General features: G+C 66.3%; 18 protein-coding genes. 4 read left to right on the top strand and 14 right to left on the bottom strand.

Annotation, left to right across the window (positions count from 1 at the left end):
* Nucleotides 1-9: 9 nt before the first annotated feature.
* The 4 genes from P9220_RS00180 to P9220_RS00165 all read right to left on the bottom strand — a co-directional run bounded on the left by P9220_RS00180 (nt 10) and on the right by P9220_RS00165 (nt 3,748).
* On the bottom strand, nt 10-678 hold the full coding sequence (locus tag P9220_RS00180) for a LysE family transporter (protein WP_309765317.1): 669 nt from the start codon (nt 676-678) through the stop codon (nt 10-12).
* A complete protein-coding gene (locus P9220_RS00175) occupies nt 678-1,673 on the bottom strand; it encodes an asparaginase (protein WP_309763022.1) in 996 nt (331 codons plus the stop codon). The genes P9220_RS00180 and P9220_RS00175 overlap by 1 nt, the downstream gene beginning before the upstream one ends.
* The gene (locus P9220_RS00170; RefSeq protein WP_309763021.1) at nt 1,670-3,280 is read right to left on the bottom strand and encodes a UbiD family decarboxylase; all 1,611 of its coding nucleotides are present in this window, start codon (nt 3,278-3,280) and stop codon (nt 1,670-1,672) included. Before P9220_RS00170 ends, P9220_RS00175 begins: the two co-directional genes overlap by 4 nt.
* A gap of 282 nt (nt 3,281-3,562) precedes the next feature.
* On the bottom strand, nt 3,563-3,748 hold the full coding sequence (locus P9220_RS00165; RefSeq protein WP_309763020.1) for a hypothetical protein: 186 nt from the start codon (nt 3,746-3,748) through the stop codon (nt 3,563-3,565).
* A 116-nt stretch (nt 3,749-3,864) separates the two neighbouring features.
* On the opposite strand from P9220_RS00165, the gene P9220_RS00160 reads away from it, so the two are divergent.
* Nucleotides 3,865-5,019, top strand: coding sequence for a transglycosylase SLT domain-containing protein (locus P9220_RS00160; protein ID WP_309763019.1), 1,155 nt, complete (start codon nt 3,865-3,867; stop codon nt 5,017-5,019).
* A gap of 71 nt (nt 5,020-5,090) precedes the next feature.
* Here P9220_RS00160 and P9220_RS00155 read toward each other — a convergent pair whose 3' ends face one another.
* From P9220_RS00155 to ribBA, 4 genes are read right to left on the bottom strand one after another with little or no spacing between them, the layout of a single operon-like run.
* Nucleotides 5,091-6,284, bottom strand: coding sequence for a pyridoxal phosphate-dependent aminotransferase (locus P9220_RS00155; protein ID WP_309763018.1), 1,194 nt, complete (start codon nt 6,282-6,284; stop codon nt 5,091-5,093).
* Entirely contained in the window at nt 6,281-6,709 is a 429-nt protein-coding gene (gene nusB, locus P9220_RS00150; RefSeq protein ID WP_309763017.1) for a transcription antitermination factor NusB, read from the bottom strand. The genes P9220_RS00155 and nusB overlap by 4 nt, the downstream gene beginning before the upstream one ends.
* Nucleotides 6,706-7,221, bottom strand: coding sequence for a 6,7-dimethyl-8-ribityllumazine synthase (gene ribH, locus P9220_RS00145; protein WP_309763016.1), 516 nt, complete (start codon nt 7,219-7,221; stop codon nt 6,706-6,708). The genes nusB and ribH overlap by 4 nt, the downstream gene beginning before the upstream one ends.
* Nucleotides 7,222-7,266: 45 nt before the next feature.
* On the bottom strand, nt 7,267-8,433 hold the full coding sequence (gene ribBA, locus P9220_RS00140; protein ID WP_309763015.1) for a bifunctional 3,4-dihydroxy-2-butanone-4-phosphate synthase/GTP cyclohydrolase II: 1,167 nt from the start codon (nt 8,431-8,433) through the stop codon (nt 7,267-7,269).
* Nucleotides 8,434-8,648: 215 nt separating this feature from the next.
* On the opposite strand from ribBA, the gene P9220_RS00135 reads away from it, so the two are divergent.
* Together P9220_RS00135 and P9220_RS00130 are read left to right on the top strand one after the other, a co-directional pair.
* Nucleotides 8,649-8,972 (top strand): type II toxin-antitoxin system Phd/YefM family antitoxin, encoded by a 324-nt coding sequence (locus P9220_RS00135; RefSeq protein ID WP_309763014.1) that lies wholly within the window; start codon nt 8,649-8,651, stop codon nt 8,970-8,972.
* A 58-nt stretch (nt 8,973-9,030) separates the two neighbouring features.
* On the top strand, nt 9,031-9,366 hold the full coding sequence (locus P9220_RS00130) for a hypothetical protein (RefSeq protein WP_404989521.1): 336 nt from the start codon (nt 9,031-9,033) through the stop codon (nt 9,364-9,366).
* Nucleotides 9,367-9,382: 16 nt separating this feature from the next.
* Here the strand turns inward: P9220_RS00130 and P9220_RS00125 are convergent, their stop codons facing one another.
* The 4 genes from P9220_RS00125 to P9220_RS00110 all read right to left on the bottom strand — a co-directional run bounded on the left by P9220_RS00125 (nt 9,383) and on the right by P9220_RS00110 (nt 13,075).
* The gene (locus P9220_RS00125; RefSeq protein WP_309763012.1) at nt 9,383-9,997 is read right to left on the bottom strand and encodes a riboflavin synthase; all 615 of its coding nucleotides are present in this window, start codon (nt 9,995-9,997) and stop codon (nt 9,383-9,385) included.
* 29 nt (nt 9,998-10,026) lie between these two features.
* Nucleotides 10,027-11,148, bottom strand: coding sequence for a bifunctional diaminohydroxyphosphoribosylaminopyrimidine deaminase/5-amino-6-(5-phosphoribosylamino)uracil reductase RibD (ribD, locus tag P9220_RS00120; RefSeq protein WP_309763011.1), 1,122 nt, complete (start codon nt 11,146-11,148; stop codon nt 10,027-10,029).
* Between the two features lie 23 nt (nt 11,149-11,171).
* The gene (gene hemL / locus P9220_RS00115) at nt 11,172-12,455 is read right to left on the bottom strand and encodes a glutamate-1-semialdehyde 2,1-aminomutase (RefSeq protein WP_309763010.1); all 1,284 of its coding nucleotides are present in this window, start codon (nt 12,453-12,455) and stop codon (nt 11,172-11,174) included.
* Nucleotides 12,456-12,610: 155 nt separating this feature from the next.
* Complete coding sequence (locus P9220_RS00110) at nt 12,611-13,075, bottom strand: hypothetical protein (RefSeq protein ID WP_309763009.1); 465 nt, start codon at nt 13,073-13,075, stop codon at nt 12,611-12,613.
* 112 nt (nt 13,076-13,187) lie between these two features.
* On the opposite strand from P9220_RS00110, the gene P9220_RS00105 reads away from it, so the two are divergent.
* Entirely contained in the window at nt 13,188-14,399 is a 1,212-nt protein-coding gene (locus P9220_RS00105) for a Bcr/CflA family multidrug efflux MFS transporter (protein ID WP_309763008.1), read from the top strand.
* A 530-nt stretch (nt 14,400-14,929) separates the two neighbouring features.
* Here the strand turns inward: P9220_RS00105 and P9220_RS00100 are convergent.
* A complete protein-coding gene (locus P9220_RS00100) occupies nt 14,930-17,056 on the bottom strand; it encodes a prolyl oligopeptidase family serine peptidase (RefSeq protein WP_309763007.1) in 2,127 nt (708 codons plus the stop codon).
* A gap of 156 nt (nt 17,057-17,212) precedes the next feature.
* Nucleotides 17,213-18,331, bottom strand: a complete 1,119-nt coding sequence (locus tag P9220_RS00095; protein ID WP_309763006.1) for a sn-glycerol-3-phosphate ABC transporter ATP-binding protein UgpC — start codon at nt 18,329-18,331, stop codon at nt 17,213-17,215.
* Nucleotides 18,332-18,344 lie beyond the last annotated feature (13 nt).

The following is an 18,344-nucleotide window of genomic DNA, read 5'->3' as shown; positions in this document are numbered from 1 at the left end:
AGGCGATGGTCACGATGCCGCGTGCACGATGAGGTCGCGGTAGCCGTCGATGATCACGCTGTACGAGAAGTAAGCGAACAGCACCGCCGACAGCACGTGGCACGCGCGCAAAAGGCGCGTGCCGGCGCGCTTGCGGCCGTGGCTCGCGAGCGTGCAGATGAAGATGGTCCAGCCGAGTCCGCCGCAGAAGAAGCCCAGCAGAAACACAGATGCGCTCATCGTGCTGGTCGCGCCGGCCTTCGCGATCAGCGCGCCGCCAACCGCTGCGAACCATAGAATGGCGCTCGGCGACGATACCGCGAGCAGGCATCCGCGCAAGAAGCTCTTCAAGTGGCTCTGACGCGGCGCGTGCGGGTCCGCCTCGCCCTCGACGGGCGGCGCGGTCGCGGGCTTCAGCGCCTCGCGCGCCATCTTCCAGGTAAGCAGCAGGAGCACGATGCCGCCGCCGATCCACACGACCCATCGCACGGCGGAAAATTGCAGCAGCGCCGACATGCCCGCGAGCGCGAGCCCCGCATAAAGCAGATCGCCGACGCACGTCCCGAGGCCGAGCACGAGCCCCGGCTTGAAGCCGTGCGACAGCGCGAGAGAAATGATCGCGACGTTCGCGATCCCGATATCCAGACACAGCGACAGCGACAGGAAAAACCCGTCGGACATCAACGACCAGGAATGCATCATCGTGCCCCGGTCAGTGTCAGGGTCACGTCGAGCCGTCCGGTTTCCACGCCCATCGTGTTGCGCATCGCAGGGTGACGGAAGTCGTCGAGCGCCGCGCGTTGTTCCGGCGTGCCGATGTCGAGCAGATGCAGCACGTGCGCGACGATCGCGTGCATGACGACGAGGTTGCCGTCCTCCACCTTCACGGCGATGCCGAGCGCGCCTTGCGCACGCTTCACGCCGATTGCATAGCTCGCATCCGCGCCGGTCTTGCCGACAACGGCGCCGCCGAACGCGCGCATGAGCCGCTCGCAGAAACGGCCTTCGCCCGAGACGAGTTCGGGATACGTCGTCATCGCGCGATGGATGCGGCCGAGCGGCGAGCCTTCCCGCGCCGCGGCGATCTTCATGAAGAGCCGCGCCAGCCGGTCGAGCGGGAAGGCGGGCGTCGGCAGGTTGCATCCGTCGATGGCCCATTGCACGTCGTCGGCGGGCAGATCGACGGCGCGCGCCACCGTCTGCTTCACATGCGCCTGCAGCGGATGCGCGGGCAAGTGGTAGTCGGCGAGCGGAGCTTGCATCGCGCGGGCGGCGGCGAGCATGCCGGCGTGCTTGCCGGAGCAGTTGCTGCAAACCGGCGTCGGCGTGAAGCCGCGGCGGAGCCAGTCCCGGTAGACGGCGTCCGAGATCGGCGGATGGCCGCCGCAGCGCAGATCGGCTTCGTGCGCGTCGGCCTTGGCGAGCATCGCGCGGGCGCGGTCGATGTGCCGTGGCTCGCTGCTATGCGAGCCGCACATCAGCGCGAGGTCGGCATCGTCGAAAGCGAAGCGTTCAAGCGCACCCGTTTCGATGATCGCGAGCGCCTGCGCCGGCTTCGCGGCCGAGCGCGGCAGCGTCACGCGATGAGGATCGCCGAACGAATGGAGCACGCGGCCATTCGCATCGACGACCGCGACGTGCGCCCGATGCGTATTCTCGATGGCGCTTCCGCGATAGAGCGTCGCCGCGATCATGCCTTCTTCCCCGCGTCGTCGAGACCGATTTCGGTCCACAGCGCATCGACGCGCCGCTTGACCGCTGCATCCATCACGATCGGGCGGCCCCATTCGCGATGCGTTTCGCCGGGCCATTTGTTGGTGGCGTCGAGTCCCATCTTCGAGCCGAGGCCCGCCACCGGCGAGGCGAAGTCGAGATAGTCGATCGGCGTGTTGTCGACCATGACGGTGTCGCGCGTGGGATCGACGCGCGTGGTGATCGCCCAGATGACTTCCTTCCAGTCGCGCACGTTGACGTCTTCATCCACGACGACGATGAACTTGGTATACATGAACTGCCGCAGGAAGCTCCACACGCCGAGCATCACGCGCTTCGCGTGGCCGGCGTAGCTTTTCTTCATCTGCACGATCGCCATTCGATAGCTGCAGCCTTCGGGCGGCAGATAGAAGTCGGTGATCTCGGGGAACTGCTTCTGCAGCAGCGGCACGAAGACTTCGTTCAGTGCGACGCCGAGCACGGCCGGTTCGTCGGGCGGCTTGCCGGTGTAGGTCGAATGGAACAGGGCGTCGCGGCGCATCGTGATCTTCTCGACCGTGAAAACCGGAAACCACTCCTGCTCGTTGTAGTAGCCGGTGTGATCGCCATACGGCCCTTCGAGCGCGTGCTCGTAGCGCGCCGCGCCGCCCGTGGACGGACGCGGCGGCGCACCTTCCGGCGCGGGCGGTGCCGCGCCTTCCTGCGGATAGATGAAGCCTTCCAGCACGATTTCGGCGCGCGCCGGCACCTGCAAGGTATCGACGCCGGGCGTCAGACACTTTGCCAGTTCGGTGCGCGAGCCGCGCAGCAAGCCGGCGAACTGATATTCGGAGAGCGTATCGGGGACAGGCGTGACCGCGCCGAGGATGGTCGCGGGATCGGCGCCCAGCACGACGGCCACCGGATACGGCTTGCCCGGATTGACGAGCGCGAACTCGTGGAAGTCGAGCGCGCCGCCGCGATGAGCGAGCCATCGCATGATCAGCTTGTTGCGCCCGATCAGTTGCTGGCGGTAGATACCGAGGTTCTGACGCGGCTTGTTCGGCCCGCGCGTCACCGTGAGGCCCCAGGTCAGCAGCGGTCCGGCGTCGCCGGGCCAGCAGGTCTGGATCGGCAGGCGCGCGAGATCGACATCGTCGCCTTCCCACACGATTTCCTGGCAAGGCGGCGAACTCACCGTTTTCGGGGCCATGTCCCACACGGCTTTCGCGAGCGACAGCAGCTTGCCGGCGTCCTTCAGACCGCGCGGCGGCTCCGGCTCCTTGAGCGCGGACAGCAACCGGCCGACATCGCGCAGCGAACCGAGGGCGGCGGTGTCGCTGCCGAGCTCCGCCGTCGCGCCTGCGGGCGTCTGCGTCTCGATGCCCATGCCGAGCGCCACGCGCCGCGTGGTCCCGAACAGATTGGCGAGGACCGGCATCGTGTGACCGGTCGGCGCTTCGAACAGCAATGCCGGGCCGCCCGCGCGCAGGACGCGGTCCGAGACTTCGGTGATTTCGAGAACGGGGGAAACAGGCTGCCGGATGCGGCGCAGTTCACCGAGCGCTTCGAGGCGGGCGGTGAAGTCGCGCAGATCTTTATATTTCATCGATGGTCGTTTGGAGACTCGAGGCCGCTCGGGTCAAGCGGAGGGAGCGGGACGGCTGCGCGCTTGGCGATTGTCGATTTTACCTGCGTGTGCGTCCGTGCGCTGGAAGACATTCAGCAAATTCCCGTCGAAACTGCCCGCCAGGTGTGCGTTGCCACTCCTAAACGGTGTTCATCATAACTGTAAGTAATTGAAACACAAAGCTATAGCATTGACGGATCATTAAACCCTGCTAGAATCGCTTCGCATCAGTTGCAGGTTTTGAAACTTTTTACCTTCGCCTCAGGTTTTCTTCAGACGCTGTGCGTCGCCTGCGCCGTACCTGCCCGGCGATTCATGGCTGTCGGTATCACTGCCGGCGTTTCTCGCGCCGGTTTTCGCGTGGAAAGCCACTTGCGCACCAAGGGCACGCTGTTCGTGCCGCGCATCCCGGCGCGTTTTGCCGGGCCGGTTTTCCTGACGGCTCATGCCGTTTCCCCGATGCCGCTTACGCCTTGCCAAGAGCGAGCGGTGTCTGATTTACGCTTCGATTTCCCGGCTTGCCGGCAATCATCAGCGTAAATCATGCAACATTGGGAGCATCGATGAACGCTTGGTTGACATGGCGTCCTGACACTCGTGCCGCGCAGATTCTGCGCGCGGCGCTGCGTCGTGGAAGCCGTATGAGTCACACTATCTTCAGTCTGGTCGGCTGCGCGGCTGTCGTCACGGCGCTCGCGCTGTGGCTGCTGCCTTCGTGGCGCACCACCTTTGCCGCACGAATCATGCCTTTCGTGTCCGCCGCGGTGCAGGCGGGCCCTGCACGCCTGCTGGCGGGCCAGCCACTGCCGCCTTTCGCGGCGGTGCATCGGCAGCCGGGCGATGCGGCCACGTCGGTCGCGCTCGCGGCGAACGCTGCGCCTTCAGCTGCTCCGCAGCCGTTGACGCCGTCGCTCGGCGCCGCCGCTTCCGACGATGAAAGCACGCGCCAGTTGACCGGCGGCATCAGTCTCGCGGTGTCGCCGAACGGGCTCGACCCGCGCACGATGCCCTCCGTCGCCATGCTCGCGAACGCGATTCCGACGCAACGCGTCGTCGCGGATGCCCGAGACGATCGCGCGCTCGTCTCGACGCGCGAGCAAAAGCTCGTCGCCAGCTTCATCGCGCGGCGGTATCGCGTGGCGCAGGAGCCGGTCAGCGAACTCGTGCGCGCCGCGTTCGATACGGGCCGCGAAGTCGGTCTCGATCCGCTGCTGCTGCTGTCGGTGATGGCCATCGAATCCGGCTTCAATCCGTATGCCGAAAGCGGCGTGGGCGCTCAGGGCCTGATGCAGGTCATGTCGAAGGTGCATTCGGACAAGTTCCAGTACTTCGGCGGCTCGCACGCGGCGCTCGATCCGCTCGCGAACATCAAGGTCGGTGCGCTGGTGCTGAAGGACTGCATCGCGCGCGGCGGCTCGGTGGCCGGTGGTCTGCGTTACTACGTGGGCTCGACGTCGCAGGACGACGGCGGTTACGGCGCCAAGGTGCTGGCGGAACGTTCGCGTCTGCGCGATGTCGCGCGCGGCCGCAATGTGCCGGTCAACGGACCTCAGGCGCCGGTACAGGCCGCGCCGAAGCAAGTGCTGGCGTCGGCATCGACGACAGATGCCGCCAAGCGCGTTCACATGACGATGGACGCGCCCAAGAAAGCCGACGCGCAGGACGACGGCGAAGTCGGCGAAGCGAAGCACGTTCCGTCGGCGGAATACGGCGCCTGATCCTGCAGCCGCATCCGCAAAACGCAAAAGGGCACCTCGTCGGTGCCCTTTTTCATGGTCGCAGCGGAAGTTCAGCGCCTGAACAGATCGCCAAGCCGCGCGACCGCCTCTTCCAGCTTTGCATACGCCGTCGCATACGAAAGGCGGATGTAGCGCTCCGGCGCATGCACGCCGAAATCCGCACCCGGCACGAGCACGACGCCCGCGTCGTGCAGCATCGAGCGCGTGAGGGCTTCACTGTCGCCAGCGCCGGGGTGATGCACGCCGTTCGTGTCGGCATAGACGTAGAACGCGCCATCGGGCACCACGGGCACGCCGAAGCCCAGCGAGCGCAGCGCCGGCACGATGTAGTCGCGGCGCCGCTTGAATTCGAGCCGCCGCGCTTCGTAAATGGCGATGGTCTCCGGCTCGAAGCACGCGAGCGCGGCATGCTGCGCCAGCGCCGACGCGCAGATGAAGAGATTCTGCGAGAGCTTCTCGACCGCGCCGATCATCGCGTGCGGCACGACCAGCCAGCCGAGCCGCCAGCCCGTCATGCTGAAGTACTTCGAGAAGCTGTTGACGGTGACGACGTCATCGCCGAAGGAGAGCGCCGACACCGGTTTCGCGTCGTAGCTCAGGCCTTGATAGATTTCATCGACGATCGTGAAGCCGCCGCGCTCGCGCACCGTATCGACGATCCGCCGAAGTTCGGCAGGTTCGATCGACGTCCCGGTGGGATTCGACGGCGACGCGAGCAGCACGCCACGCGTCTTGTCGCTCCAGTGCGCCCGAACCTGTTCGGCCGTCAACTGGAAGCGCTCCGCCGGGCCGCTCGGAATGAGCACCGGCTTGCCGTCCGCCGCCGACACGAAATGCCGGTTGCACGGATAGCAGGGATCGGGCATCAGCACTTCGTCGCCGTTATCGACGAGCGCCATGCACGCGAGCAGCAGCGCCGCCGACGCGCCCGCCGTCACCACGATGCGCGCCGGATCGACGGTGACGCCGAACGCATCGCGGTAATGCGCGGCGATGGCTTCCCGCAGCGCCGTGACGCCGAGCGCATTCGTGTATTGCGTGATGCCGCGATGCAGGGCATCGGCGGCGGCGCGCGTGACGGGCTCCGGCGCGGTGAAATCCGGCTCGCCGATACCCATGTGGATGATGTCGCGCCCGGCGCGTTCCAGCGCCTGTGCGTCCTTCATCAGCTCCATCACATAGAACGGCTCGATTGCGTCGACGCGCGACGCAAGCCGGACGAGCGGTTCCGACACGGTGTTCATCGGCGCGCCTGCGCTTCGGCCGGGCGCATCGCGACGGCGAGCTTGTCCAGCACGCCGTTTACATACTTGTAGCCATCCGAGCCGCCGAAGGTCTTCGTCAGTTCGACCGCCTCGTTGATGACCACACGATACGGAATGTCGATGTGGTGCCTGAACTCGAACGCGGCGACGAGCAGCACCGCGCGCTCGACCGGCGACAATTGTTCGATCGGCCGGTCGAGACACGGCTGCAGTTGCGCGGACAGCGCGTCGGCTTCCTTGATCACGCCGTGCAGGATGGCGTCGAGATGGGCGTGGTCCGCCTTGTCGAAGCCCTGCGCGTTGCGCAGCTGCGCGTCGATTTCGCCGCCGGGGGCACCCGACAGCAGCCATTGGTAAAGCCCTTGCGTCGCGAGTTCACGCGAGCGGCGTCGTGCGCTCTTCATGCGCGGTCCTCGTCTTCGTCTTCATCTTCGTCGTCTTCATCGTCGCCGCCGAGCTGTTCGAGCGCGACCGACAGATTCGCCATCTCGACCGCCACGCGCGCCGCATCGCGGCCCTTTTCCGTCATGCGGGCGACGGCCTGCTCGTCGTCTTCGGTCGTCAGCACGGCGTTCGCCACCGGAATGCCGAAATCCAGGACGATGCGCGAAATGCCAGAGCCGCTCTCGTTCGATACGAGTTCGAAGTGGTACGTCTCGCCGCGCACCACGGCGCCGAGCGCGATCAGCGCGTCGAACTGGCCGGATTCGGCGAGCTTCTGCAGCGCGAGCGGGATTTCCAGCGCGCCCGGCACGGTGACGAGCAGCACATCCTGGCCGATCACGCCGAGGCGTTCGAGTTCTTCGATGCACGCATCGGCGAGGCCGTTGCACACCGGTTCGTTGAAGCGCGACTGGACGATGCCGATGCGCAGGCCGTCGCCGTCGAGATTCGGCTGATATTGTCCGATTTCCATGTAGAGATCCGTTGGTTTGGAATAGGGTGGCGCTTAGGCGGTGTCTTATGCAGACCTGAGATGCGGGACAGCCGCGTCGCTCGAACCCGCGGCGGTGGCGGGCGACCCGGGCATCGGGATGAAGCCCGTCACCTCGAGCCCGTAGCCCGACATGCTACCGAGCTTGCGCGGCGTGGCGAGCACCTGCATCTTGCCGACGCCCAGATCGCGCAGAATCTGCGCGCCGATGCCGTAGGTCTTGAAGTCGATCGGGCGGCGCGCCGGCTTCGCGGTCTTGTCGTTTTCGTCGAGGGCGCGGAAAGCGTCGACGAGATGATCGTTCGTGTCGCCGCAATTCAGCATGACGATCGCGCCCAGATCGCGGGCGGCGATTTCGCGCATGGCGGCGTCGATGGTCCAGGAGTGCGTGGACGCGTCGATTTCGAGCAGGTCGAGCACGGAAAGCGGCTCGTGGACGCGCACCGGCGTTTCGGTGTCGGGCCACGGCGTGCCGCGCACCAGCGCGATATGCGGCGAACCGCTCGGCTCGTCGCGATACAGCACCGCGCGGAACGGTCCGTGCGCGGTCTGCATCGTGCGCTCGCTGACTTTTTCGATGATCGATTCGGTGCGGCTGCGATAGTGGATCAGATCGGCGATGGTCCCGATCTTGATGCCGTGCTGCTCGCCGAACTCGATCAGATCGGGCAGACGCGCCATTTCTCCATCGTCGCGGATGACTTCGCAGATCACCGATGCCGGCGACAGCCCCGCGAGCGACGCGAGATCGCAGCCCGCTTCGGTGTGTCCCGCGCGCACGAGCACGCCGCCCGGCTGCGCCATGATCGGGAACACGTGCCCCGGCTGGACGATGTGGTCGGCGCGCGCATCCGGCGCGCAGGCCGCGGCGATGGTGCGCGCGCGGTCGGCCGCCGAGATGCCGGTGGTCACGCCTTCGGCCGCCTCGATGCTGACCGTGAACGCGGTGCCGTACTGAGTGCCGTTGCGCTGCGTCATCAGCGGCAGATTGAGCTGCCGGCAGCGTTCCTGCGTGAGCGTGAGGCAAATCAGGCCACGGCCGTAGCGCGCCATGAAGTTGATGGCTTCGGGCGTGATGAAATCGGCGGCCACGATCAGATCGCCTTCGTTCTCGCGGTCTTCTTCGTCGACGAGGATCACCATGCGGCCGGCCTTGAGCTCGGCGATGATTTCTGGGGTGGAGGCGATCGACATGGTGCGTCCCGATGGGTGCGTTTGGGAAAGGGCGTATTTTACGCCACGGCCGATCGACAGGCGGTGAAATCGCGGTCGGCGCGCTTGGGGATTCGGCTTATGCCGTGTGGCCGACTGTTGCGCTGGCCGCGTGTTCGCGACGATACCAATTCCTACCCATTTCGAAGCGAGGAAACCGTACCATGCTACGTACATTACACAGTACGGAGCCGAAAATGGCTTTCACACCGAAGGACGTCATCTCCCTTTCACAGGCGCGCGAGCACCTGTCCGAACTCATCGATGAAGTGCAGAAGGGCGCGAACAAGATAATCACGAACAACCACGGCGCGAGCGTCGCGCTGATCAGCACGGAGAAGCTCGAGAAGTATCAGGAGGCGGAGCGGGCGCGGGTTCATCTCCAGCTTCTCGAAGATGCTCGGGCCGGACTCGAAGATCTCGAGGCGGGTCGCACGGAGGACGCTCGCGAGGCGCTTGCGCGCATCAGAGCGAATCTGCGGGCCAAGCGGGAACGCGGAGGATCCTCGGATGGCGAGTGATCGACGCACACGCGCCGCCGTCGAGTTCACGCACGCTTTCGAGGCCCGACTCGCGGACATGGAGCGGTATTGGAGCAGGCTGGCGCAACCACGCAGCTATGACCGGCTGCTGGATTCCATCGATACAAAGGTGATACCGCTGCTTGAACGCTTTCCCGCTATCGGTCGGCTGTTTCTCGACTCGATGCCGGACAACTGCGATGCGCTGCTGGCTTGCGAAAAGCTCATTGAAGCGACGGGAGGGTCAACGCAGCGGGCCGAATTGCGCGAGCATATCTTCGATGACTACGTCCTGCTGTACTGGCTGGGCGGACAGACGGTGAAGCTGCTGTCGATTCGCCGCAGCAAAGAACTCTCCCTCGACTTCGACCACATCTGGGACCCCGAACGCTGAGCAGCAAATCGCCGCGTCACGCTCCGCTCATCATCCGCTCGACATACCGCGCGATGAGATCGATTTCCAGATTGACCTTCGCTCCCGCGCGCAGCGCCTTCAGCGTCGTGACTTCCACGGTATGCGGGATGAGGTTGATCGAGAATTCGCAGCCGTCGGCCTGATCGCTGACCGAATTGACGGTGAGGCTGACGCCATTCACCGTCACCGAGCCCTTGTAGGCCAGATACTTGCCGATGTCCTTCGGCGCGACGATGCGCAATTCGTGCGATTCGCCCACACGCTCGAATCGCGATACCACGCCGAGCCCATCGACGTGACCGGAAACCAGATGCCCGCCGAGCCGGTCGTGCGCGCGCAGCGCCTTCTCGAGATTCACCTCCGCGCCGGTGTCCCCGAGGCCGACAGTCTTGCTGAGACTTTCACGCGACACGTCGACGTCGAACGAAGCCGGCGATTTCTCGATCACCGTCATGCACGCCCCTTGAATGGCGATGCTGTCGCCGAGTTCCACGTCCGAGAGATCCAGCCCGCCCGCTGCCACCGTCAGGCGGACGCCCGCCTCCGGCTGGGATCCGAGCGGCGTGACTTTCTCGATGCGGCCCACCGCCGTGACGATTCCTGTAAACATGAAATGTGCGTTCCTTTGTTCGGTGAAATTCAGCGCGTTTCGCTGGCGGCTTGCGCCCCGGCGAACCGCGCGAGAATGCGCAGATCGTCGCCGAGCCGGTCGATGCGATGAAACTTCAGATGCGGCCGCGCATCCAGCGTGGCGGGCGGCGCGAAATCGAACATGCCGGGCGCGTTGCCGAGCAGGCTCGGCGCGAGGTAAATCAGCAGTTCGTCGACGCAGCCTTCGCGCAGCAGCGAGCCGTTCAGCTTGTGCCCCGCTTCGACATGCAATTCGTTGATGCCGCGATCCGCGAGCGCGGTCAGCATCGCGGGGAGATCGACCTTGCCGTGTTCGTTCGACAGATCGACGAGCTGCGCGCCGCGCTCGCGCAGCGCATCGGCGCGGGCGGGGTCCGCATCGGCGGCATGGAAAATCCACGGCGGCGCGCCCTCGAGGATGCGCGCCTCGAGCGGCACGTCGAGCCGGCTATCGATCAATACGCGCTGCGGCTGGCGCGGCGTGTCGACCGCGCGCACGGTCAGTTGCGGATCGTCCTCGCGCACGGTGCCGATGCCGGTCAGGATTGCGCAGGCGCGAGCGCGCCAGGCGTGGCCATCCGCGCGTGCGTCGTCGCCCGTGATCCACTGGCTTTCGCCCGATGGCAAGCCGGTGCGCCCGTCGAGCGTTGCCGCGACCTTCATGCGCACCCACGGACGCCGCCGCGTCATCCGGGAGACGAAGCCGATGTTCATCTCGTGCGCCTCGCTGGCGAGCAGTCCGCAGCGCACGTCGATGCCCGCGTCGCGCAGCATCGCGAGGCCGCGTCCGGACACGGCCGGGTTCGGATCTTCCATCGCGGCGATCACTTTCTCGACGCGCGCGTCGATGAGCGCATGCGCGCACGGCGGCGTGCGGCCGAAATGACTGCAGGGTTCGAGCGTCACGTAGGCCGTCGCGCCGCGGGGGTCTTTGCCCCGCGAGCGGGCGTCCTTCAGCGCGCGCACTTCCGCGTGGTCCTGGCCGGCCGGCTGCGTGAAGCCCATGCCGATCACTTCGCCGTTCTTGACGAGCACGCAGCCGACGCGCGGATTCGGCGTCGTCGTGTACATGCCGCGGGAGGCGAGCGCGAGCGCGCGCTCCATGTAGGTGAAGTCGGATTGCGAGAACATCGCGTCGGTCCGTGGACGCGGGTTCAGGCCGCGACCGACGCAAAGGCGCCGCGCGCGGCGTCGATGGTCGCGTCGATCACCGCGTCGTCGTGGGCGCTCGACACGAAGCCCGCTTCGAATGCCGACGGCGCGAAGTACACGCCGGCATCGAGCATCGCGTGGAAGAACGCGTTGAAGCGCTTCGTGTCCCCGTCAGCGATTTCCGCGAAGCTGCCCGGCACCTTGTCCATGAAGTAGAGGCCGAACATGCCGCCGATAGAATCGGCCGAGAAGGGCACGTCCGCTTCACGCGCGGTTGCGGCGAGGCCATCGACGAGCTTGCGCGTCTGTTTTGCGAGGTCGTCGTAGAAGCCGGGGCGCTGGATCAGCTGCAGCGTCTTGAGGCCGGCCGCGACCGCGATCGGATTGCCCGACAGCGTGCCCGCCTGGTACACGCCGCCCAGCGGCGCGAGATGCGCCATGATGTCCCGCCGCCCGCCGAAGGCCGCCGCCGGCATGCCGCCGCCGATGACCTTGCCGAGGCACGTGAGGTCCGGCTTGATGCCGTAGACCTGCTGCGCGCCGCCGAGCGCGACGCGAAAGCCGCACATTACTTCGTCGAAGATCAGCACCGAGCCGTACTCGTTGCAGCGCTCACGCAGCGCGTTCAGGAATTCGGGCGTCGCGCGCACGAGGTTCATGTTGCCCGCCACCGGCTCGACGATGACCGACGCGATTTCCGCGCCGAACGCCGCGAATGCTTCGTTCAACTGCTCGACGTTGTTGTACTCGAGCACCGTCGTGTGCTTCGCGATGTCGGCGGGCACGCCGGCGGAGGTGGGATTGCCGAACGTGAGCAGGCCCGAGCCGGCTTTCACGAGCAGGCTGTCCGCGTGGCCGTGATAGCAGCCCTCGAACTTGATGATCCGGCTGCGGTTCGTGAAGCCGCGCGCGAGGCGCAGCGCGCTCATCGTCGCTTCGGTGCCGGACGAGACCATCCGCACCTGTTCGATCGACGGCACCAGCTTGCAGATTTCCTCCGCGATCTCGATTTCCGCCTCGGTCGGCGCGCCGAATGAGAAGCCGTCGGCGAGCACGCGCTGCACCGCATCGAGCACTTCGGGGTGAACGTGGCCGACGATCATCGGGCCCCACGAGCCGATGTAGTCGATATAGCGCTTGCCCTCGGCGTCCCAGAAATACGGCCCCTGCGCGCGCTCGATGAAGCGCGGCGTGCCGCCGACCGATCGAAACGCCCGCACCGGCGAGTTCACGCCGCCGGGAATGGTTCGCTGGGCGCGTTCGAAAAGAGCTTGGTTCCTGGACATGGATGAGGGCCTGCTGAAAGTGGATGCGAGCCGCGCGGGACGGGGCGTTCGCCCGTGGAAGATGCCTGGGCGTCCGGCGCGACGATTGTTGCCGAAATTGTACCGGACTCGTTGCAAGCGGGCGGGGCCGGGCGGGGTGGCGACCGGGTTACATGTCAACCCTCGGCCGGTCCGAAACGCCCGCGCCGCCCGGTGCGCGCGGTCCAGAGCTTTTCGAGCGCGCCTTCGGCCATCGGCTTGATGAGCGTGCCCGAGCTTTGAGCGTCCCACGTCTGCACGGAAATGGGATGCGCGCGCAGCTCGTCGCGCGTGACGACGACCTGCTCGCGCGCATCGACGAGCCAGTCGTACACGAAGTCGATGCACAGCCGATAGCCGCGCTTCGAGTGCACGTCGGGGACCTCGTAGGGCGCGCGCGTCACGTAGCCGGACGCGAAGACGCCCTTCGGCTCCTGCGCCACGCGATGCACGAACACGCGGTCGCCCGGCAGAAGGCCGCGCGCCGTGCCGCAGCCCCAGACATCGGCGACGGCTTCGCCTGCGGCCACGCGGCGCGCAAGGTCCGGCAACTCGGGCCACGGCCACTTGCGGGGGCTCCAGATGAGAAGGAAGGCGGTCATGCGCCGAGCTTAGCGCGAACGAGGAAAAAGAGGGTCGCGTACAATGGGCCGCTCGCCTTCAACGCTGAAAGCCGCGAAGCGCCCGGTCCCAAGCCCCTTTTCAGCGCATCCGATGTCAGACACCACCCGTCGCCGGCCCGATCGCCGGCTGATCCTGTTGCTCGGCGCGCTCGCAGCGTGCGGCCCGCTGTCCATCGACATGTACCTGCCGAGCCTGCCGTCGCTCGCCGCCGCGTTCGGCACGAGCCCGGCCGCCGCGCAAAGCACGCTGACGAGCTTCATGTTCGGCTTCTCGTTCGGCATGCTGCTCTATGGCCCGCTTTCCGATACCTATGGCCGCCGACCGGTCCTGCTCGGCGGCATCGCGCTCTACGCGCTGGCGAGCGTCGGTTGCGCGGCGGCCTTTTCGATCGACGCGCTCGTCTTCGTGCGCTTCCTGCAGGCGCTCGGCGCGGGCGCGGCGTCGGTGCTGGCGCGCGCGATCGCCCGCGACGCCCATGCGCCGACCGACGCCGCCCGCGTGCTGTCGATGCTGTCCATCGTCACGTCGATCGGCCCGCTGCTCGCGCCGCTCATCGGCGGTCAATTGCTGTTGCTGGGCGGCTGGCGTGTGGTGTTCGTCGCGCTGACGCTTTTCGGCGCGGTCTGCGCCGTGACCGCGTTCTTGCGCGTGCCCGAAACGTGGCCGAAGGAGAAGCGCGCGGGCGCGGCGCTCGGCAAGTCGTTCGCCGCGTACGGACATCTTCTGACCGATCCGGTCACCTGGGGCCACGTGCTGTGCGGCGGCATGGCGTTCGCGTCGATGTTCGCGTATATCACCGCGACGCCGTTCGTCTATATCGATTACTTCCATGTCAAGCCGCAGCATTATGGGCTGCTGTTCGGGCTGAACATCGTCGGCATCATCGGCGGCAATGTGCTGAATACGAAGCTCGTCGGGCGCGTGGGCGCAATCCGGATGATTTCGGGCGCGGCGATCGTCAGCGTCGCGGCGGCGCTCGTGGTGGCGCTCGTCGCGCTGACGGGATGGGGCGGCCTGTGGTCGATCGTCGCGAGCCTGTTTTTCGTCGTCGGCGTGGTGGGCCTGCTGTCGGCGAACTGCACGACCGAACTCATGCATCGCTATCCGCGCAACGCGGGTGCGGCGGCAGCCGTCTTCGGCGCGATGCAGCTCGCGCTCGGCGCGCTGGCGAGCCTCGCGGTCGGTCTCTTCCACGATGTGTCGCCGCACGGCATGGGCATCGTGATCGGCGTATGCGGCGTGCTCACGTTCGCCGGGCGCACGCTCGTAATGCGTTCGCACGCCGCGCCGGCCCGCGTCTGAGACGAAGCGCTGCGCCCGCGCGGGCGAAAAAAAACCTCGCGCAATGGCGAGGTCGAATAGGTCAAAGGTGATGCTTTCGGTCAATGTTCAGTCCATGCCTGGGTCAAAGGTGTCCTGAGTCGAGCCGTTTCCTGGCGAGCATTCTTCCGGGTCAGAGATGAATGCGCGTCGATCTGCTTCGTGGCAAATATTCGTCCGGGTCAAAGGTGAATACTCGTCGATGCGGTTTCAGCGATAGGCGTCTGCTCCTGGTTCGGGTCGGTACTTGCTGGGTCAGAAGGTTTCCCGATCGGTTTGCTTGGGTCGAACACGTCACTACTTCATCACTCCCGGCTGAACGAACCGGTGCTGTCCACGTACCGGTTCTTCACTGGCTCGCCGCTTTGTCCGGAAGAAGCATCGCCGATGCAGCAGGGAGTGAATGAACTATAGGCCCGCTGTGCGCCCGACCATATCGAACGAATTCGAATCGTAAGGATTCGATGCATATTCGGCCAAGCGATTGTTTTGACTGACAAAAATCAACTACTTCATCGCGGCAGCGGCCCCAGCGCCGACGCCAGAAATGCGAACGCCGCCGCCTCGGCCTGCGCGACCGCTTCCGGCTCGACGCCCGCGCCGTGTCCGCCGTCGCCCGTCTCCTGATACCAGAGGCGCTCGTGACCCTGCGCCTGCATCTTCGCCGCCATCTTGCGCGCGTGGCCGGGATGCACGCGGTCATCGCTTCTCGACGACGTGAAGAGCGCCGGCGGATACGCCGCATCGTCGCGGACGTTCTGGTACGGCGAATACGCGACGAGATGACGGAGGTCGGCGGCATCGTCGGGATCGCCGTATTCGTCGATCCACGATGCGCCCTGCAGCAGCATGTGAAAGCGCGCCATATCGAGCAGCGGGACTTCGGAAAGCACCGCGCCGAAGCAGTCCGGCCGCTGCACCAGACAGACGCCGGTCAGCAGCCCGCCGTTGCTCGCGCCGCGTATGCCGAGCTGCTTCGCGGTCGTGACGCCGCTATCGACGAGCGCCTCCGCCACCGCGATGAAATCGTCGAAGGACACTTGCCGGTTTTCGCGCAGCGCAGCCTGATGCCATTGCGGCCCGAACTCGCCGCCGCCGCGAATGTTCGCCACCGCGTAGAGGCCGCCGCGTTCCAGCCACGCGATGCCGGTTGTCGCGTCGTAGCTCGGATCGAGCGCGACTTCGAAGCCGCCGTAGCCATAGAGCAGGCAGGGGCGCGGTTGCGATGCCCGTCCAGCGTCGACGTCGCGGCCGATCAGCCAGTACGGAATGCGCTCGCCGTCGGGCGCGATCGCGTGACGGCGCACGGCCGACAGCCCCGTCGCGTCGAATTGCGCGGGCAGGCGCGCGAGCAGCGTCCAAGGCGCGTCGGTGGCGAGATCGGCGTGATGGAGCGACGGCGGCGTCAGGAAGTGCTCGACGTGGATCAGCACCGTGTCGTCGCGTTCGCTATCGATCGAATCGACATAGGACTGGCTCGCGTCCGGCAACGCGAATTCGCGCGATTCCCATGCGGCGCCGGAGCCGGCATCGGCGGGCGGGCGCCACAGCGTGACGCGCGGGGCGCCGTCGTCCATCTGGGAGGCGATCAGCCAGTGCTTCGTGAAGTCGATGCCCGCGAGCACGCGCCGCGCGCCCGGCACGAAAAGCGCGGTGAACTCGCGCGCACCGTCGAGAAACGCATCGCGCCGGATGACGAGCAGCGAGCCCGCCGCGTGCCGCCGCCCGCCCGTCGTCCACGCCTTGCGCGGCGTGACGAAAAGCCAGCCCTCCCAATGCTCGATCTCCGCGTGCGCCGGGAGGTCGTACTGACGCCATTCATTTGCGCTCTCGTCGAGCCAGTAGTGCAGCGTGTCCCAGAACGTGACCGCGCGCGAAGCGAGATGCAGCTTCTCGAGCGGATCGTAGTCCGCGCCCGCCGATACGTCGCGCCGCTTGCCTTCGAACACGACCGGCGCATCGGCGAGCGGCGTGCCGCGCTTCCAGCGCCGCGCCTGACGCGGAAAGCCGGACGTCGTCAGCGCGGGACGCGCGTTGGTCCGGCTGTCGTCCCAGCCGACGTAGACGGTATCGCGATCGATCCACGAGACATCGTGCTTGCCCACATCCGGTAGGACGAAGCCATCGTCGACGAAGCGGCGCGTCGCAATGTCGAATTCCCGCACGATGCACGCGTCCGAGCCGCCCGGCGACAAACTCACGAGGGCGCGGTCGTAGGACGGATAGAGCATGTCGAAGTCGGCGAGCGCCCAGCGGGTGTCGGCGTCCGCGTCCGAGTTGAGATCGAGCGCGTCGACATCCAGCACGATGTCCCAGTCGGGCGTCCCGGCGAGCCACGCGCTCCACGGCGTGCGGCGCACGATGCCGAGCGGATGCGCGTCGTCCTGCCACGTGTTGTAGGCCCAGTCGCCGTAGCGCGAGCAGGTCACGATCCGATCCTGCGACGTGTACGCCGCTTCGAGCCGCGCGGCGAGGGCGCGCGCTTCGGGCGTGTCGCCGAACGCGGCTTCGGTGCGGCGGTTCTGGGCGTCGATCCAGTCCTGGACGGCAGGATCGTCGAGGGATTCGAGGCCGATGAACGGATCGGGGCCGTCGGAAGGCGGCCAGGCGGGAGCGGGATGCGTCGGAAGCTGGGTCATGAACGATGGCTGCGCGGGGAGCTTCATACGAGTGTCGAAGCGGTGATTGTGCCGCACGGCACGCAAAGCCGATGCAAAGCCGATGCAGAGCCGACGCGCAAAGAAAAAGCCGCGCGTTGAGCGCGGCTTCGGAAGCGGTGCAGCCGGAGCGAACGCTCAGGCGAGACGCTCTTCCGTTTGCGGATCGAACAGCACGGCCTTCGATACGTCGAAAAGCAGCGTCATGTTCGACATCGGCTGCGGATTCGACGCCGGGTGCACGCGCGACACGATGCGCTTGCCGTTCACCTGCGCGAACACGAGGGTGTCGGGGCCGGTCGGCTCGATGACGTCTACGCGCACGTCGATCGGCTGCAGGCTCGCGTCCGATACGTCGTGGGCGCTGCGCGCATCGGTGATACGTTCCGGACGCAGGCCGAGCACCACGTCCTGGCCGACCTTGCCGCGCAGACCGGAGGCATCGAACGGCAGGTTCAGCACTTGCCGGGTGACGCCCGTATCGATCTGCAGGCCGACGCCCGCGCCCGACTCGACCAGCTTGCCGGTGATGAAGTTCATCGGCGGCGCGCCGATGAAGCCCGCGACGAACAGGTTCGACGGCGAATCGTAGATTTCCTGCGGCGCGCCGAACTGCTGCACGACGCCGTCCTTCATCACCGCGATGCGGTCGCCGAGCGTCATCGCCTCGATCTGATCGTGCGTCACGTACACGATGGTCGTGCCGAGACGCTGATGCAGCAGCTTGATTTCCGAACGCATCTCGATGCGCAGCTTCGCGTCGAGGTTCGAGAGCGGCTCATCGAACAGGAACATGACGGGGTCGCGGGCGAGCGCGCGGCCCATCGCGACGCGCTGACGCTGGCCGCCCGACAACTGGCCGGGCTTCCGGTCGAGCAGATGGCCGATCTGCAGCGTCTCCGACACGCGGTCGACGATCTTCTTCTGCTCGTCCTTCGGCACCTTGCGGATGTTGAGGCCGAACGAGATGTTGTCGCGCACGCTCATGGAAGGGTAGAGCGCGTACGACTGGAACACCATCGCGATGTCGCGGTCCTTCGGCGAGAGATCGTTGACCGTCTTGCCGTCGATCATGATCGCGCCCTTGGTCACGGTCTCCAGGCCGGCGATCATGTTGAGCAGCGTGGACTTGCCGCAGCCCGAGCCGCCGACGAGGATCAGAAACTGACCGTCCTCGATGTCGATGTTGACGCCCTTGAGAACCGGCACCCCGTTCGGGTAGGTCTTGTACACGTCACGGATGGAAAGGCTTGCCATGCTTGAATCCTCT

It is taken from the genome of Caballeronia sp. LZ016 (assembly GCF_031450805.1).
Taxonomy (GTDB): Bacteria; Pseudomonadota; Gammaproteobacteria; order Burkholderiales; family Burkholderiaceae; genus Caballeronia.
This window is presented reverse-complemented; position numbering and strand designations above follow the sequence as displayed.

Coding starts and splice junctions, on each gene's coding strand:
- P9220_RS00160 (WP_309763019.1), top strand. CDS start 3,865: ATGAACGCTTGGTTGACATGGCGTCCTGACACTCGTGCCGCGCAGATT.
- ribD (WP_309763011.1), bottom strand. CDS start 11,148: ATGTTCTCGCAATCCGACTTCACCTACATGGAGCGCGCGCTCGCGCTC.
- P9220_RS00095 (WP_309763006.1), bottom strand. CDS start 18,331: ATGGCAAGCCTTTCCATCCGTGACGTGTACAAGACCTACCCGAACGGG.
- hemL (WP_309763010.1), bottom strand. CDS start 12,455: ATGTCCAGGAACCAAGCTCTTTTCGAACGCGCCCAGCGAACCATTCCC.
- ribH (WP_309763016.1), bottom strand. CDS start 7,221: ATGGAAATCGGACAATATCAGCCGAATCTCGACGGCGACGGCCTGCGC.
- nusB (WP_309763017.1), bottom strand. CDS start 6,709: ATGAAGAGCGCACGACGCCGCTCGCGTGAACTCGCGACGCAAGGGCTT.
- P9220_RS00130 (WP_404989521.1), top strand. CDS start 9,031: ATGGAGCGGTATTGGAGCAGGCTGGCGCAACCACGCAGCTATGACCGG.
- P9220_RS00125 (WP_309763012.1), bottom strand. CDS start 9,997: ATGTTTACAGGAATCGTCACGGCGGTGGGCCGCATCGAGAAAGTCACG.
- P9220_RS00175 (WP_309763022.1), bottom strand. CDS start 1,673: ATGATCGCGGCGACGCTCTATCGCGGAAGCGCCATCGAGAATACGCAT.
- P9220_RS00100 (WP_309763007.1), bottom strand. CDS start 17,056: ATGACCCAGCTTCCGACGCATCCCGCTCCCGCCTGGCCGCCTTCCGAC.
- ribBA (WP_309763015.1), bottom strand. CDS start 8,433: ATGTCGATCGCCTCCACCCCAGAAATCATCGCCGAGCTCAAGGCCGGC.
- P9220_RS00180 (WP_309765317.1), bottom strand. CDS start 678: ATGCATTCCTGGTCGTTGATGTCCGACGGGTTTTTCCTGTCGCTGTCG.
- P9220_RS00105 (WP_309763008.1), top strand. CDS start 13,188: ATGTCAGACACCACCCGTCGCCGGCCCGATCGCCGGCTGATCCTGTTG.
- P9220_RS00170 (WP_309763021.1), bottom strand. CDS start 3,280: ATGAAATATAAAGATCTGCGCGACTTCACCGCCCGCCTCGAAGCGCTC.
- P9220_RS00110 (WP_309763009.1), bottom strand. CDS start 13,075: ATGACCGCCTTCCTTCTCATCTGGAGCCCCCGCAAGTGGCCGTGGCCC.
- P9220_RS00165 (WP_309763020.1), bottom strand. CDS start 3,748: ATGAGCCGTCAGGAAAACCGGCCCGGCAAAACGCGCCGGGATGCGCGG.
- P9220_RS00155 (WP_309763018.1), bottom strand. CDS start 6,284: ATGAACACCGTGTCGGAACCGCTCGTCCGGCTTGCGTCGCGCGTCGAC.
- P9220_RS00135 (WP_309763014.1), top strand. CDS start 8,649: ATGGCTTTCACACCGAAGGACGTCATCTCCCTTTCACAGGCGCGCGAG.